Origin of the sequence: Xanthomonas sp. DAR 35659, from assembly GCF_041242975.1 — a bacterium.
Lineage (GTDB): Bacteria > Pseudomonadota > Gammaproteobacteria > Xanthomonadales > Xanthomonadaceae > Xanthomonas_A > Xanthomonas_A medicagonis.
The window spans coordinates 1043802-1058916 of the sequence record NZ_CP162488.1 but is presented as its reverse complement, the minus strand read 5'-3'; the positions used below and the strand labels follow the sequence as shown (position 1 = coordinate 1058916).

The window sequence follows — 15115 nt, the reverse complement described above, 5'->3', positions numbered from 1 at the left end:
CGCGCCGCACTGACCGCCAGGTCAGAAATGAATCACGGTGCGGATCGACTTGCCCTCGTGCATCAGGTGGAAGGCCTCGTTGATCTCGTCCAGCGGCAAGGTGTGGGTGATGAACGGATCCAGATCGATCTCTCCGTGCATCGCCTGCTCCACCATGCCCGGCAACTGGGTGCGGCCCTTGACGCCGCCGAAGGCGCTGCCGCGCCACACGCGGCCGGTGACCAGTTGGAACGGACGCGTGCTGATCTCCTGGCCGGCGCCGGCCACGCCGATGATGACGCTCTCGCCCCAGCCCTTGTGGCAGCACTCCAGCGCCGAGCGCATCACGTGCACGTTGCCGATGCACTCGAAGCTGAAATCCACGCCGCCATCGGTCAGTTCGACGATGACTTCCTGGATCGGCTTGGCGTAGTCCTTGGGATTGATGCAGTCGGTGGCGCCCATGCTGCGCGCCAGCTCGAACTTGCCGGGATTGGTGTCGATGGCGAGGATGCGCCCGGCCTTGGCCTGCACCGCGCCCTGGATCACCGCCAGGCCGATGCCGCCCAGGCCGAACACCGCGACGCTGTCGCCTTCCTTGACCTTGGCCGTGTTGTGCACCGCGCCGATGCCGGTGGTGACGCCGCAACCGAGCAGGCACACTTTTTCCAGCGGCGCCTCGGGATTGACCACCGCCAGCGAGATCTCCGGTACCACGGTGTACTCGCTGAAGGTGCTGCAGCCCATGTAGTGGTAGATTGGCTGGCCGTTGTAGGAGAAGCGCGTGGTGCCGTCGGGCATCAGGCCCTTGCCCTGGGTGGCGCGCACCGCCTGGCACAGGTTGGTCTTGCCGGACAGGCAGAACTTGCACTTGCGGCATTCGGCCGTATACAGCGGGATCACGTGGTCGCCGACCTTGACGCTGGTCACGCCCTCGCCGACCGCCTCGACGATGCCGCCGCCCTCATGGCCGAGCACCGCGGGGAAGATGCCTTCCGGATCGTCGCCGGAGAGCGTGAACGCATCGGTGTGGCAGACACCGGTATGGGTGATGCGGACCAGCACCTCGCCCTGGCGCGGCGGCTCGACATCGATCTCGACGATCTGCAGCGGCTGGCCGGCTTCGAACGCGACGGCGGCACGGGATTTCATGAGGCTTCTCCTGGAATAACGGGATGGGTCGTGGGGATCGGAATCACTTGAGATAGGAACGGACCAGCATGCCCATCTCGCGCACGCGCGCGGCGCGCTGCGTCTCGGAGGCGGCGGCGTGGCCGAATTCTTCGCGGATATGCGCCTGCATCACTTCCGACATCAGGCCATTGACCGCGCCGCGGATCGCGGCGATCTGCTGCAGGACCGCGGCGCAGTCGGCGCCGCCCTCCAGCGCCCGCTCCAGCGCCTCCGTCTGTCCGCGCACGCGGCGGATGCGGGCCAGGACGCGCTTCTTCTCGTGGGGCGTGTGCGGCATCTCGGGTCTCGGAACTATACTGGGGGACAGTATATTCCTCCGCCCGCAAAAGAAAACTGCTGGCGCCATTGATCGCAAGTCCATAGGTTGTGCAGCTTGTACAAACTATGGTGAACCCGGCCGCGGACACCCTATGGCGCATAAAATTCTGAACAATTCATATTTCCCCCTACCCATCTTCAGAAGGCGCCCGAAGCCTACGACCCCAAAGCCGACATCGGGTGGCTACCGTGGCGTTCGAGTAACCAGCGAAGCGATCGGCTACTGTTAACATTCCTCTTGAACGTGCGAACCGAGCTGCACATGTTCGTTTTCACTCGTCGCGCCATGCAGCAGATGCTGGACAACATCGCGCCGTGGATGCCGGCGAGACCACTGGCAGAGCTGGTTGGGCGGCTCAACACCGCGCGCACGAACCGACTGCCGCAGATGTGGGAGCTAGCCTGGCTCTACGCGCTAGGGTCAGTCGTACTGGTCGAGCACGAGCGCCCACTTACCAATGGAAAGCCTGACCTCTGGTTTTCGGTTTCATATCGACACCAGATCGTCCCAGTGGTCGCAGACATCACGACTCTTTCGGACTCTGCACTGCACGGCGCCAATCAATTCGAACGGCTATCTGAGGCTTTGCATCAGCAGGCCCGCAAGGCAGGCATTCAGGGGGGCGGATTTCATGTTGCGGCCTCGCACTTGGAAGCGGGAGAAAGCGGCTCGAAGAAAGTGCAGCTTCTGATACCCACCGGACCGGCTTTCGAACAGCTCGTAAAGCGACATCTCAAGCCATTCGCCCGAAAAGTAGCTACCGCCCCGACGACGCCAAGCTTGCTAGAAGTAGACGAGCCCGGCGCCAAATTTACCGTCGAGTACAAAGGGCCCAGTAACTATTCTGGCGGTTCGCATCGCGCGTACGATAGCGTTTTGAGCCGCGACAACAACGTCCTGTTCAATCGCCTAAGCGACAAAACCAGACAGCTCAGAGGTGCCCCTGAAGGTACCGTCAGAATGCTCCTAGTCTGCGATGGCGATTGCGCACTACTGAGTCGAGATAAGACAATGGAAGGATTCAGCGCCAAGCAGATCGCTGAGCACTTCCTTCACGGAAGCCAAACAATTGATCTTGTTTTGCTGGTGACAGTGGCCCAGGAATCAGCATCGACCTTCGCTCGTCGTGAGCGCCGATACCTGCGCTGCGTCTTGGTTGCCGCTGCTTCCGGTAGACCGGCACACCTGACTTCTGGTGTTGTCGCCGCATTGAGCAGCGTGTTCGAGGAGGCCATCAAGATGCTTCCCGAGCCGCATATGATGCCAAACAATGCCATCCGTCGTAACTTTGACTCAAAATGGAGCGCTAGCATGGAAGGAGGATATGAGCAAAGCGGAGATCGAATCAAAGTTTCCGCGCGCGCAGTGCTTGAACTGCTGGCAGGTGCTATGTCCTATGAGCGATTTGCTGAAGTCCATGGGTGGACGGAAGGCGAACGCAATATGTTCAGATCGTGTCTCGCTTCAGGGCAGCTCTTCAGATCTGCCAGGATCGAATGCTTGGGATCGGACCAGGATGATGATTGGCTTGAGTTCGAATTCGGGCCGCCCGACCCAGCTATCAGCTCATTTCGGTTACCGCAAATGCCTGATTAGGCGACACTCAATCAAGGCGCGTTGTGACCGAATACCGCTACGGAAGCGCGGACACTGAAAAATCAATAGCTAAGGAAATATTCCGAATTTATGGCCAAGCTTACAGAGTTTGAAACCGCGTGAACTGGCCCTCCCATTCAGTACCTTGGGAGATGATCGTTCAATTCCAGAAGGACTATCCCAACAGCTTGGCTGCGCGCTACATTAGCATGGAAGGCCTCGCCCCGGCGCAGTCATAACCGCCCACTTTTTCGATTTTTCAACACTAATGCACAATCTATTCGATTCGCAGTTGTCTGCCGCGGAGCAGCTTCCGTCCACCTCAGATCGTCTTAATCATCTGCAGTCGATCTTGCGAGCGCTCTATCAAATTAGCGCTGTCAGCGCGCTCGAGCTTGTGCGCGGACTGACGCCTGACGGCATCGACAATTCGGCGCTGACAAGCCTTGCACGACGCTTCAACCAACCTACCGACGGCTTGCCCATCGAGATTCTTGAGGTTGCGACACCTATCGCTCGAAGCCTGATTGCTCGCACGTATCACGAGGGCTGGTTCGAGCTTGATGCAACATACGGCAACACGCTCGCAACCGAGGCGGCCGCGTGGGTTGCTTTTCGAAACAAGAAGCCCGGCCACGGAGTCGTCAGTCGGGCAGACATCGAACTGTGGGCGCCGCGGCTGGCGACATTGGTGCGCCGGAGCTTGAACTGCTTCGGCCCGACGTTGCCACGCCTATCCGTAAGCGGCCCGCCCACGGTCCATATAGGCTCAACCGAGCTGTCGATTCGCACGCCCGTCGTACACGGAGGGCTTCCGTTCGTCATCAGTGGTGTCGCCAACCGTAAGGGTCTGTGGAAGTTGGAGGGCCAGACTCTCAACTGGGCTGAGTCGGCCTCTTTCACGATCGACCTGCCAACCGGTTCGATTTTCGAAGAATTAGCGTCCAATTTTCCTGAGCGCTTCGACATTCGACCATTGGAGTTCGAGGGCCATCCACATTGGGTGTACTCCAATGTGCCTGTCCGCCAGACCAGCGTGTTTGAAGGCCGCGACCATGAGCTCCGCGCACTTTCTGAGTGGCTGGAGGATCCGGAGGGACTGCCGCAGTGCCTGATCTTTGGAGACGGCGGTTTCGGCAAGACTACGTTGGCCTTAGAGTTCCTCAATCGGCTACTGGAGGGTAATGAAGCTCTTTCGGTCCCGGCGCCTAGCGTAATCAGCTACTACTCGGCGAAGATGACCCGTTGGTCGGACGAGGGCGTCGTGCATCTACGTGGGGTCTCGGACGCGATGGAAGAATGTGTTCGTGAGGCGCTTTTTTGTCTGACGCCAGTTCTAGAAAAAGAGTACTACAAGCTCAGCGGGACAGCTCTTGTCGATCGAGTTGCGGCAGAATTCCTGCAGCAGGGATTTAAGCGCGATGACATTCTGCTTGTACTAGACAACACGGAGACTTTGGCGACTTCCCAGGAAGAGGTAGCCACCTTCGGCTTGTTCCTAAAGCAGATTGGCAAGCGCCTTGGAAGAGTGTTGATTACCTCGCGCCGGCGCGAGTTCGTCGCCTTCGAGCCAGTGCAGATTAGTTCGCTTTCCGATGAAGAATCCACGTCCTTAATGCGCAGACTAGCGGACGAGTACGGCGCAATTGCAATCAAACAGGCCGGCGAGTCGACCTTGAGGCGCGCAGCGAAGCAGCTCACCAACAAACCACTTTTGATCGACACGCTGGTCAAGTATCTTGCGCGCTCACCGATTGGTATTGATGAGGCGATCAAGCAAGTATTCCGTAAGACAAATGACCAACTCCTTGAATTTCTCTACGCGGATGCATGGTTGCGCATCAACGAACTTCAGCAGGAAGTCTTTCTAGTCCTTGTATCCGCGGCCATTCCTCTGGACAACGTCAATGTTGCCGATGCCTGTGCTCTGGCCGGCATACAGCACGTTGAGTTCCAGAAGGCTCTGGACGAGACATATTTCGCCACTGTCACGGATTACGGCGACCGCTACGAACTGCAGATCGTAGAGCTAGCCGCTCGCTTCTTTGAACAGCAACTCCGCAAGCGCGGCGAGTCCGACCGCCGACGCATCAAGGACTTTTCGCTTAAGGTTGAAGCGCAAGCCACTAGGCGCCAAAAAGTTGAGCGAAGCTATCGCCAGGATAGGGTAGCTGAGGCATTTCGAAGTCCATTTGCCAAGGCAGCAAAAATCGCAACGCAGCAGGGCGACCTAGGCTTTGCCGAGGAGAACTTCCGACTCGCGATCGAAGAAGAGCCGATGAATGCAGCCTTGCGGGACCGCTTCGCCTTATTTCTGCTCACTCGCCTTCAGCACCCAGATCTTGCACTTCTGCAAGCCGAAAAAGCTGTCAAGCTGGACCCGCAAAACGCGGACGCGTCCATGACACTGGCTTTGTGCTGGTATCAGCTAGGCGAGATTGATAAAGGCGACACCGAAATCGACGCCGCACGAAAAAAAGGAAAGCTTGGGGCACTCTGCATTTTGCGCAAGGCAATTGCGCGCTATCATGAAGTCAAGAAGTCACCATACACATCTAACTCTCAGAAACGCCTGAGGGAGGGACATCTCTTTATTGGCCAAGCTATCAAGACGCTTGACTCCGGAGACGATTTCTTCATAAAGAACATGCGCGAAGCTCGCAAGTACGAACGGCTTTTCCAAAACTTGGAGTACCGTATCCGTCGACGTGAAATCGATGCCGATGAAATGCCCCAGTAGCCATATCGCCTCGCGGCTGAAGTTCATCCTGCAGCACGTGCTGCGCGTTGCTGCCCTACTCAACATGGGCAAGGAGAATCATTCAGCGTTATTTCTTACCCGCCATTGATCGATCTATTACTTTCGCTCTACAAATTCACGAAAACCATGCCACTTCCGGCCAAAAGCAGATGCTCAACGCATTGAGCCTCGACGATATTTTTGATCGTCACCATTAGTGCTGCAATCAATATATTCCATCCCTTGTACTAGCTATCTGCTAGCTTACAGCGCCAGAATTCCAAAGCACTCTTAATTAGCCCACGGACGCCCACCCTCCGGCCATCGGCGCTATCGAAATAGATATCCACCGCCTCAGCAAAGACGCCCTGCCCAAACGGGGCATTGAAGAGCGAAGGGGTCACCCTCAACTGATCGACCCCATCTAGATGCCGCGAGCGCGCTTTGATGGCGCCAAGCCTGCCATGCTTTGCTGCGTCGGCGGCATCTGCCAACACTTCGAGATCCGGATGTTCGGAGACAAGACCGGCCCGGACCGACTTCATCCCTTCCGCCATCGCTTTCCGGCACACCGGCCCCTGATATTCTTCCACAAACCAGTAGTCGACCATGTGGTGTGTTGCAACGAGTGCGAGCACCCCGAGGTGAAAGAGCCAAGGTTTGGCCAAGAAGTCGCTGCAGGCTGGTTGAACAACCATGTCGAAATAGCTTCTGGCTTCCACCCGCATGGAGCTTCCCCTTGAGATCCAGATCAGCAATTGTGGTCTATCTCTGTCAATGGTGGCGCGAGGGCTTCGCACTCGACTGCTCAACCCGCTACGTTACCGCGCCAGATCAGCCGCGATGGCCGGGCCGTATACACAAACAGGCGGCCCCCATAGTACCGCTCGAACCGCGGCCCTTACCCAACCTCTCAAGGTTTCTACAGGCCGAAATCTAGCGCGATCATACCGACCCATCGCTTCAAAGCGCTATCAGCCGCCAGCTCAGCAGGAGCCCATGCCCTTGCGTTACGCATCCACCCTCTGGTCCAGAAGCTCCAGCAACTGCTCCTCACCCCAGTTGTCCAACAATGGTTTCGACGCCGTGCCCACTGGATCGAGAAGCATGTCTTTCGCCAGAACACCATGAATAGCGCACAGCTCAATGATGGAGTCGATGCCCGCTCGCACGTGCATTCCACGGCGCCTAGATTTCACCATCGCGTCCCGAACCACTAGCCTAGACCAGAACCTCGGCAACTTGTCGATGGGCACTGCTTCGATGAATTTGGATAGCGCTGACTCGGACACCGGCGGCTCATACGGTGTAGCGCATAGCTCGACCAATGCTTCAAGCTGGCGCTGCATCCACTTCACCCTAGGATGAGGGCGATCAGGTTCTGACGTCCAACCCAGCGACTGCCGACAACGCCGACAGATCCGACGCTGCCCGTATGGCACGGCGAAGTCCTGGCTGCGTCCACAACTACGGCACTCACACGCAATACGACACGCATGGACTGGACAGCATTGAAGAAGCGACTGCTGCCAGATCAATGGCTCCCAGGACGTGTCGTCATCCCACTGTGCGTAGCATTCGGGGCACCACCCCCGGCTTTTTGACCACAACGCCCAAGGCCACAGGACCGGCTCAAGCACCATAAGCGTCCCGCATCGAATGGTCTCCACTCCTGTTAGGTGCTCGAGATTCCGGACCCGTTCCCGGTAGACGTCACCTGGCCCACAGAAACGGTTGAGGCCACCAATCTTTCCGGACGAATTCTCCCTGTAAGGCGGCGATAGGGTGCACAACTGCTTCAGGCTTGTGCCCGCCGTCCAGACCAAACGCGCCGCATAGTGTTCGGCAGACTCGACCAAGGACGTTCCTACCCCTCTGAGTGTCAGAGGAGGTAGGACGCTCCACCTGAAATCGGCAGCACTAGACGCTTTGCCCACTTGGACCCTGCCCATCTACCGCTCCCTGGGACACCTCGCTCGAGACCGACATCGTGTGCTGAGCCGCCCAGCGCTCCCGGATCGCCGCTGCCCCTTTTGACACATCACCCGGCCGCATAGCCGCTTCGAACGCGCGAATACCGCCCCACAGCACTTCCAGATCTCGGTTGGACAGGTAGGAATCCTCAATGTGCCGTTTCAGGATCTTGCCGCCCCCATCCGACTGGGCTTTACCGTTGGCACGCTCCAATAGCTGACAGACTTCTGCGAATACGCCGCCAGTGGCATACATGACATCGAAAGCCATTCCGTTCAGCAGGCCGGACTTTGAGCACGGGTATCTGTTCTCCATTGACTTCAATAGCCGGCGGAAGTTCTCCACATCACTCACTCTCTTCTCGCCGTAAGGGGGTACCCAGACCACGGCTACCCGACGCCTCAACTCATGGTGAACCGCCCAGAGGTCTGAGGCCTGGTGGACTCCGGTCATGATGAACATCACGCCCGACGCCTCGGCCAGGGACATCAGATGAAGCGTGTGATCAGCCGGAGACTTGTTGCGGTGATTCACCAGAAGAACGGTCGCCTGGTCGATGGAGACGTACTTGCAGCCACGCGCTCCAAGTCCGCGCTGGAACCAGCGCCAATAGTCTCCTTCGGTCCCTCGCTTGGGCCTTAGCTCAGTCCAAACCTTCTCGCAATGCTCCAGCTCCCTGCGTATCGCTGCAACTTCATCAGCCGGCATCGAACTACTCAGGAGCCAGTTAAGGCTCGGCGCATGAAGCTCGTCAAGCAGGTGCTTGGCGAAATCAAGCGAGCTGAAGTACGCATTCTTGGCGTACGTGGCGAACACCTCGACGACAGGCGTCATTCCACGCCCCCATTGGGTTGGATGACCGAACATTCCCTGCATCACCGAGCGGCGCATCGTGGTCTTCCCCACCCCAGAAGGTCCAATGATGAAGACCATATGGCCAGGGCGGTGATTCTCCAGCTCTCGTTGCAGCTGTGCTCTCGGACTCTCATAGGCTGGATGCTTGATCAGGCGCATCAGAGTTCCTCTCCTTCTTCGAAGGCATCCCCGATGACATCAAGCTCAATGGCACCATGCCGACCAACTGGCGCCTCTGGCACATCCGGCGTCGCAATCGCCTCGGATCTTACCGTGGCGATATTTGCCTCATCGTTCACCCGCTTCGCATGCCGGCGCCCTGCAATTTTTTCTTTTTTTCTCCTACCTTGACTACGCCTGTAGGGCGCCAAGAGCAGCTCCGCAAGTCGCTGCGCCTCGGTCATTTGCGCAAACTGCTGAACCCGACTATGAAACGCGGTTACCCACTGACCATGAGGAAACAGCACATAAAGGAGAGATGGATCAGCACAATCGCTTCGTACTTGCACGTGACGGTAGGAGCGCAACTTCTCAAGAAGTTCGTCACTGCAGAACCACCCTTCGGATGTTCGCAATCCTCGGCGCTTGTCTGCACCTCCCCTGGTTTCGAACTGAATTGATGTCTGGATGCGAAAGTCATCGTCGTATTGGCAACTTGCGCCCTGGAATCCCAGGCTCCCTAGCACTTCCATCTTTCGCTCTACAGGCGTCCTGCCTTCGGCGTCAGGAATCATTGGCAGATGCTCGTAGAAGAACTCGGCGAACTCCCGCATTACGCGCTCAAGATCCAGGGTGGCCGTTCGGTGGCTTTTGAAGCAACCATCGACCTTCCGTCCCTTCTGGTCTGGCTCGGTACTTCCGGGCAAGCGGTGCGCCACTTGGCTATTCACCTGCTTGATCGCAGTCTCCGCCAGTGAGTTCCATGCACTCCCCGCCGTCGGCGAGTAGCGCAGCGTGATGCCTCTCTCCTCACAGAAGCCAGTGATCCATCTCGCTGTGTTCTCCGGCCCCCTGTCAAGATGAATCACGCGAGGCAGCATCTTGTGACGCTTGACGTACTCACGGATCAGCAACGCGAGCCCATCGGAACGCGCGGAGCCGAAGATTAGCGAGTGCGCCATTGGATCCTTCGTCGCGCCGTCGATTCCAACGTAAAACTTGACTTTTACGAGGCGTGATTCCTCTTCTGACTCTCCCATCATCCCCGGGATGCTTAAGATCCTCAGGTCAAAGTCAGAAGAGTCAACGTGAAGGGTGTGGCCATAGCCCACAGGCGGGAGCGTTCTGTATCGTGGGTCTGTACGCTGACGTATAGCTTGATAGCCTCGGAGGCCGCCAGTGTTCAACGCTCGACGTGCTTCACCTACCTGCATCAATCTCCGACGCAACCTGGACTCTCCGGTTGTAGCCACACCCCGGCGCTTGCACTCACGTTCGTATTCGTAGATCACATCCTGCTTGAACTTCGCTTTCCCTGAGTGCCAATAGCGAGCAATCACCGTCTCGATTGCCTCCTCCTGCTCAGGAAGCAATCTCGACGTCCGGTTCCCCGATCCGCTGTAGTTTGTGATGCATGCGGACAACGCAGAGCAGCCTGAATCCTTCGCCTGACACACCTTGCGATGCAGCTCCTCGAGTCGCCGCGGCAGCGGCTTGCCTTCCCCCTGAAGTGCCTCAATCCGGCGTAGGCGCTCTTTCGCCTTGGTTACGTCAGTCAGTGAGGCGCACAACACAGGATCCGTAACATCTAGCCCTGCGTACGTTAGCTCTTGATCGGCCTTCGCCCTGGTATCGATACTTTCCGCCTGAACAGGATCAAGACAGAGGTGGAACCGTTCTTCGACAGCTATTTGCCGGCTCTTGATGGGTCCGTAAACCCACCTCCGCGCCAGTAGCCACAGCGACAGGCGTGTCGAGAATCCGGGGACCATCTCGATTAGCTCGGCGATCGAATATGGACGACGCTGCAGGAGCGCGAGCGACCGCTTCGCCAGCGCCTCTTCCCGCTCAGTGATGGCGACTGCCAACATTGCGTACATCGCGTCCATGTTTTGGCGATAGACGCCAACAGCACTCGGCGAAGCCCAGACCCTGTACGGAATCCCGAGCTGGGCGGCCCAATCCCGTATGGGTCCGCACGCCCAGCCATCATCGGCATGGATCCAATCCCTCTCCCCCGGCGCGCGTTTCTCAAGCCAACTCTCAGTCTTGCACTCAACAAGCTCAGCCAAATCCCGATAGAACACCATGAAGTCGACGTGAGCGGTCGAGACGTGCTTACGCCCCATGGCGGTCAATCGTTGCACTTGCCGGCATGGGACTTGGACGTAGTACCCGACCACCGAAGGATTGAGTTCAAGCTCGAGCGCGAACAATTCTTCGCATGTACTGCTCTCAAGCACTTGAACGCTTGAGCTCTTAAGCGAGTAGTGATGCGTCTTGACGCTTCTCAGCGCCCCCTTCCCAACCTTGCGTTGCCCACTCTCCCTGATCATCTGCTCGATGCGATCGATCGAGCTTTCGGCCAAATTGAGCTTGGCATACACCAACTCACGGTCCTCCTTTGAAGGACCGCCAGAAGCGGACTCCGTCGACATTGTTGCTCCTCCGGGTAAGGACGGCCATGGGGCGTTCCCTAAGCTGGGTTGCCCAGTCGATAGCCGCCCGTGCCAGGCCCAAACAGGGCTTGACAATGGGTTTGGAGAGCGGGAAAGTATCGACAACGGCCCTGCAAAAGTCGTTTTCGATTACGAAAGCCCGCGAGCGCCAACTCGCGGGCTTTTGCCTTTCCGGCCCCTGGATACTTCTAATTGGCTGGACTAGGTCATAGAAGACTCCTCCTCTCGATCATCTCTACTTGCAACCGATGCACGAAGGTACAGGCCGACATCGCCCGCGTAGGCGAACAACCCTCTGCGCCCAGGCCTCTTGAATAGCCGTACTGGGAGTCGACCAGTCGCGTTCGCGCGTCTCAGCGCCGCTGGGGAGTTGAAGCCAAGCAGCTTCGCGACATCTCGGGCCTGAATGAGCGCACCATAGGTCTGGGCCAGCCAAACATCTGATACCCCTTCGACAGGATCTAGTGGTTCGCCCATCCCAGCTCCAAGTAGCGTCCGGTTCACTTGCGAACGTAGCGCTGTCCTGAGAAATTTTCAGCCATCGAAACCCGCCATTTTTCTGCAGTTTCTCTGGAGGTCTTCACATGGGATTTCTTCACGACGCAGATGCATACGTAGGCCGCAAGCCTTCTGGTTCGGGTGGACGTCCTGCGAAGAGTCGGATCGAAATTCTTCACGCGCGGATCGTCTGGGAAGTCTGGTCAATACTTGAGGGAGGCGAGAACGCGATCAGCGATCGCCACAGCCTGAATCGCTCCAAGCGGGTGGACAGCCTTGGCCTCCGCCAGGATGAGATCGTGCGCCTTCGCGAAGGAAAGCTCACACTGTCCGCCTCCAGGCGCGAGCAGCTAAAGATGATCCATCCTGGTCTAGCTCCGGTCATGGCATGGCCAATGGGACTTCTGTCGCCGACCACGATCCAGACGCGGCGCCTTGAAGAGCTGATCGCACCCTTCTTGACGAAAGGGCCAGCTTTTCCCACCTACGCATTCCCAGACGATCCCCTGAGCGATCGCCCGCGATCCAAGGGCCTGATTTCCTACCAAGATAGTGAGCGACTCTACGAACGCGGCGACCCAATGGGCTTCTTTGCGTTGGTCGAAACCTATCGCGCGAGGGCCTTGGAGCGGGACACCGACGCTCAATGGTTTGCCGCCCTGTACATGATCAGCGCCCTACCAGGACTGTGCAGGCATCCGGCGGTAAAACCCCACGCAGCCGCAGTGATACATCAGACGAAATACCTACTGCGATTTCTACCTGACGCTTGCTGGCCTATCAGGCTAAATGAGAACGTCATCTATCAGCAGATAGCTTCACCGGTATACGAGCCGTCCAGAGTCGAGAGGATCAACAGGGCGAAGCGCGGCGATCCTGTTCCTGAACCAGATGCTCCCTACATCCACTACAGACTTGTACGTTGTCACAGCCGACAGTCGCCCATAATTCCGTCGCTCGCCTAGCACACGAACAGTGGGAGCTCACGCCCAGACGCAGCTCCAGCGCCCACAAGTGGTCTTATCCTGATCAAGCAGGCGCAGAGCAGCTTTGTGATTTTTCATAGCGACCGCAAGCTGGTCACATTTGGTCGCAGTCGAGGTGGATGGCAACACCGGCCTACAGCAGCGCTAAGGGATCGAATTCAGCGCGTCGCATCCTCCCGCAGTTATACATAGAGTCCACTATGTAGTCCGAGCCGCTGGGCTGCAGCGGGGCAGGTATTTAAGTTCGCTATTTCTCAGATTTCAGCGCAAACGCCGCATAAGCCAGTACCGACAGAGCTCTCAGACTATTTATTTGTGTTCCATAGCGCTTATCAGTCCCATGAAGAACCCCATGTCGGTTCAAGCCGTTGAAGCCTGGGCACAGGTCTTTCGTATCCTTCACAAGTGGACTGTTCTCTGCATAGACAGACAGGAAAGTCCACTCTGCACTGCCCTCCTGCGCTGATGACGCCAAGCCGCAAACGCCCTTGCTTTTACGCCTGGAGTAGATCTGGCGACCGCGGTAGCAATCGTCGGCAATGCCGTCCGCTTGCGCAAGAAAAACAGGCACACTTAGCGAGAAGCGGCCCTCGTTGTGGGCGGCAAAAGCATCAGCAATTATTTCACTGCGTTCTGGGAATTTCTCACACACCTTTTGAATAATGCTACAGCCCCGGCTGATGTAATAGTCAACAAACCACTTCTCTGCATCTCCCGCCTCGTCACACTCGAAGGCCTTGGTCATGAGCCGCACGACAGAGAGCGGCATCTCAGGATCAACGAACCAGCCTCGATGCACTAGGACGCCCATTCGTTCCTTAAGAAGCATTTGTTGCTTGGCGAATTGATCTCCCGGTAGCTTCGAGGATTTACCAAGCATCTGGACGGGCGCAAGAGCCTCGGCAACGCCTCGGAGTATCGGTGTCATTTCGCGCAATAATCTCCCAATTCCATTCGCAGCAACCACAGGCTTCCTTCGCGTATCATCCTGAATCGGGCGGTTCACAAATTTGCGTCCATGCGACTAACAGTCACGACCAAGGCGCAACCAGCTGGGATCGCCGCGCGCCTGTCGCCAGTGTTGGTGACATTGAACAGCCTGCTTTCGGTGCCATAGACGACTCGACCGCTTCCCTGACCGTTTGAGCAAATGTCATCGGTACCGGGCTTGACCGCGCGCGTGACTTTGACGGACTCCCGGTAAAGCGCTTCGCGCACATTAAATTCGGCCAGCGTAAGGGTGACGTCGAAATTCACACCATCATGGCCGCCGGTCCAGTGGTGCATCTGGCGCTCTTTCAGCGTTACAGTAGTCTGCTCGACCAGCTTTTCCGCGCTGAATACTTTCATGTGCACAAGGTAGGTGGCGGCATTCTCGGCGTAGGCCTGCGAGGCCAGGAGGCACAGCGGCAGCGCCACGAGGATGAGGCGATGAATCGTGAGCATGAGGCAACTCCTTCTGGGGATTGGCGCAATGCCAAGGTCTTGCGATCAGTCCGTGATTTTAGCGGTGATGCTGAGTGGTCTGCTGAGAGCGGCCTGGCGTTTCAGGCAGTAGATTCCAGATTAATGTCTATGCTTGCCGCGATGGATTTTGTGATCCGATTTCAGTGACACTTCACCAAATCGAAGTCAATGACGTGAACGAGGGCCTCGTTTCGCGTCATCGCGATCACCGTCGTATTCCTCTTTCACCCCTTCTTCCAGTTGCGAACCGTGGATGGAAGAGGACAACTCTGCCAGTGACTCGTTTCGGTAGCGGGCGACGATCGCACGGTTGGCGTCCACAATGCGCATCATCTCGCCAACCTCTTCCGCGATCGATGGGAGAGCCTTAGCCAATTGCACTTGGTCGCTGAGCCAGCTTCTTGTCAGCTCACTCACGGATAAGCCCGATTCCTTCGCTTCCGCGACCAAGAGAGCCTTTTGCTCGGCGTCCAAGCGAAATGTCAGGCTGGCATTGAGCTTACGCATGTCATCTTGCACCTAGCGCCCATCGTCATGCGGATGCTATCAGCTGAATCTTGCGTTGCCCTGGGCCGAATTCAGCGCAGTAGGAAAAGCTACGGGGCCGATTGGCGAAGGCGCCGGATCTGCGTGTGATCGCGACAAGCCGGCTGCGCGCTTCTGTACAGACTATGGCTCACAACCTGCGCTGCGGCCCTACGAAATAGCGGCCTAAGCACATGATTGGAAAGAACTTGTACAAACTATGGCGCGTGCAGCACCCGTGCTACACGCGCCATTGGGCCACCAGGCGCACGCACTTTGACCCTTAGGCCGCACGCACTATGGCCATGCGATCACCATCCCGGATCGCGCGAGAGGCGCCAAACGCGGGCCGGTGGACCCGATG

General features: G+C 57.6%; 12 protein-coding genes and 1 pseudogene. 3 read left to right on the top strand and 10 right to left on the bottom strand.

Features of this window, described 5'->3' with window-relative positions:
- Window positions 1-21 precede the first annotated feature (21 nt).
- Together AB3X07_RS04540 and AB3X07_RS04535 are read right to left on the bottom strand one after the other, a co-directional pair.
- Window positions 22-1131, bottom strand: a complete 1110-nt coding sequence (locus AB3X07_RS04540) for an S-(hydroxymethyl)glutathione dehydrogenase/class III alcohol dehydrogenase (RefSeq protein WP_369943139.1) — start codon at window positions 1129-1131, stop codon at window positions 22-24.
- A 43-nt stretch (window positions 1132-1174) separates the two neighbouring features.
- Window positions 1175-1450 (bottom strand): metal/formaldehyde-sensitive transcriptional repressor, encoded by a 276-nt coding sequence (locus tag AB3X07_RS04535; RefSeq protein ID WP_179567232.1) that lies wholly within the window; start codon window positions 1448-1450, stop codon window positions 1175-1177.
- A gap of 303 nt (window positions 1451-1753) precedes the next feature.
- On the opposite strand from AB3X07_RS04535, the gene AB3X07_RS04530 reads away from it, so the two are divergent.
- Window positions 1754-3088 (top strand): hypothetical protein, encoded by a 1335-nt coding sequence (locus AB3X07_RS04530; RefSeq protein ID WP_369943137.1) that lies wholly within the window; start codon window positions 1754-1756, stop codon window positions 3086-3088.
- Window positions 3089-3356: 268 nt separating this feature from the next.
- Window positions 3357-5828, top strand: a complete 2472-nt coding sequence (locus tag AB3X07_RS04525) for a hypothetical protein (protein WP_369943135.1) — start codon at window positions 3357-3359, stop codon at window positions 5826-5828.
- Between the two features lie 248 nt (window positions 5829-6076).
- On the opposite strand, the gene AB3X07_RS04520 is transcribed toward AB3X07_RS04525, so the two are convergent.
- The 5 genes and pseudogenes from AB3X07_RS04520 to AB3X07_RS04500 all read right to left on the bottom strand — a co-directional run bounded on the left by AB3X07_RS04520 (window position 6077) and on the right by AB3X07_RS04500 (window position 11254).
- On the bottom strand, window positions 6077-6586 hold the full coding sequence (locus AB3X07_RS04520; protein ID WP_369943133.1) for a hypothetical protein: 510 nt from the start codon (window positions 6584-6586) through the stop codon (window positions 6077-6079).
- Between the two features lie 252 nt (window positions 6587-6838).
- Entirely contained in the window at window positions 6839-7177 is a 339-nt protein-coding gene (locus AB3X07_RS04515; RefSeq protein ID WP_369944867.1) for a hypothetical protein, read from the bottom strand.
- Between the two features lie 198 nt (window positions 7178-7375).
- Window positions 7376-7780: pseudogene (locus AB3X07_RS04510) on the bottom strand (hypothetical protein); the annotation flags it as partial.
- Window positions 7749-8816 (bottom strand): ATP-binding protein, encoded by a 1068-nt coding sequence (locus tag AB3X07_RS04505; RefSeq protein ID WP_369943131.1) that lies wholly within the window; start codon window positions 8814-8816, stop codon window positions 7749-7751. The gene AB3X07_RS04505 and the pseudogene AB3X07_RS04510, both read right to left, overlap by 32 nt.
- Entirely contained in the window at window positions 8816-11254 is a 2439-nt protein-coding gene (locus tag AB3X07_RS04500; protein ID WP_369943129.1) for a transposase family protein, read from the bottom strand. Before AB3X07_RS04500 ends, AB3X07_RS04505 begins: the two co-directional genes overlap by 1 nt.
- A gap of 605 nt (window positions 11255-11859) precedes the next feature.
- Here AB3X07_RS04500 and AB3X07_RS04495 point away from each other — a divergent pair.
- Complete coding sequence (locus tag AB3X07_RS04495) at window positions 11860-12738, top strand: hypothetical protein (protein ID WP_369943128.1); 879 nt, start codon at window positions 11860-11862, stop codon at window positions 12736-12738.
- A 268-nt stretch (window positions 12739-13006) separates the two neighbouring features.
- On the opposite strand, the gene AB3X07_RS04490 is transcribed toward AB3X07_RS04495, so the two are convergent.
- The 3 genes from AB3X07_RS04490 to AB3X07_RS04480 form a co-directional block, all read right to left on the bottom strand.
- Window positions 13007-13765, bottom strand: a complete 759-nt coding sequence (locus AB3X07_RS04490; protein ID WP_369943126.1) for a hypothetical protein — start codon at window positions 13763-13765, stop codon at window positions 13007-13009.
- Window positions 13762-14205 (bottom strand): hypothetical protein, encoded by a 444-nt coding sequence (locus AB3X07_RS04485; protein ID WP_369943125.1) that lies wholly within the window; start codon window positions 14203-14205, stop codon window positions 13762-13764. The genes AB3X07_RS04490 and AB3X07_RS04485 overlap by 4 nt, the downstream gene beginning before the upstream one ends.
- Window positions 14206-14391: 186 nt before the next feature.
- Window positions 14392-14733 carry a plasmid mobilization protein gene (locus AB3X07_RS04480; RefSeq protein ID WP_369943123.1) on the bottom strand — a complete coding sequence of 114 codons (342 nt, stop codon included), beginning with the start codon at window positions 14731-14733 and terminating at the stop codon, window positions 14392-14394.
- Between the last annotated feature and the right edge of the window lie 382 nt (window positions 14734-15115).

Bases quoted from the DNA above. Each gene is read 5' to 3' on its own strand.
- AB3X07_RS04505 (WP_369943131.1), bottom strand. From the start codon at position 8,816: ATGCGCCTGATCAAGCATCCAGCCTATGAGAGTCCGAGAGCACAGCTG.
- AB3X07_RS04495 (WP_369943128.1), top strand. From the start codon at position 11,860: ATGGGATTTCTTCACGACGCAGATGCATACGTAGGCCGCAAGCCTTCT.
- AB3X07_RS04515 (WP_369944867.1), bottom strand. From the start codon at position 7,177: ATGCAGCGCCAGCTTGAAGCATTGGTCGAGCTATGCGCTACACCGTAT.
- AB3X07_RS04500 (WP_369943129.1), bottom strand. From the start codon at position 11,254: ATGTCGACGGAGTCCGCTTCTGGCGGTCCTTCAAAGGAGGACCGTGAG.
- AB3X07_RS04540 (WP_369943139.1), bottom strand. From the start codon at position 1,131: ATGAAATCCCGTGCCGCCGTCGCGTTCGAAGCCGGCCAGCCGCTGCAG.
- AB3X07_RS04480 (WP_369943123.1), bottom strand. From the start codon at position 14,733: ATGCGTAAGCTCAATGCCAGCCTGACATTTCGCTTGGACGCCGAGCAA.
- AB3X07_RS04485 (WP_369943125.1), bottom strand. From the start codon at position 14,205: ATGCTCACGATTCATCGCCTCATCCTCGTGGCGCTGCCGCTGTGCCTC.
- AB3X07_RS04525 (WP_369943135.1), top strand. From the start codon at position 3,357: ATGCACAATCTATTCGATTCGCAGTTGTCTGCCGCGGAGCAGCTTCCG.
- AB3X07_RS04530 (WP_369943137.1), top strand. From the start codon at position 1,754: ATGTTCGTTTTCACTCGTCGCGCCATGCAGCAGATGCTGGACAACATC.
- AB3X07_RS04535 (WP_179567232.1), bottom strand. From the start codon at position 1,450: ATGCCGCACACGCCCCACGAGAAGAAGCGCGTCCTGGCCCGCATCCGC.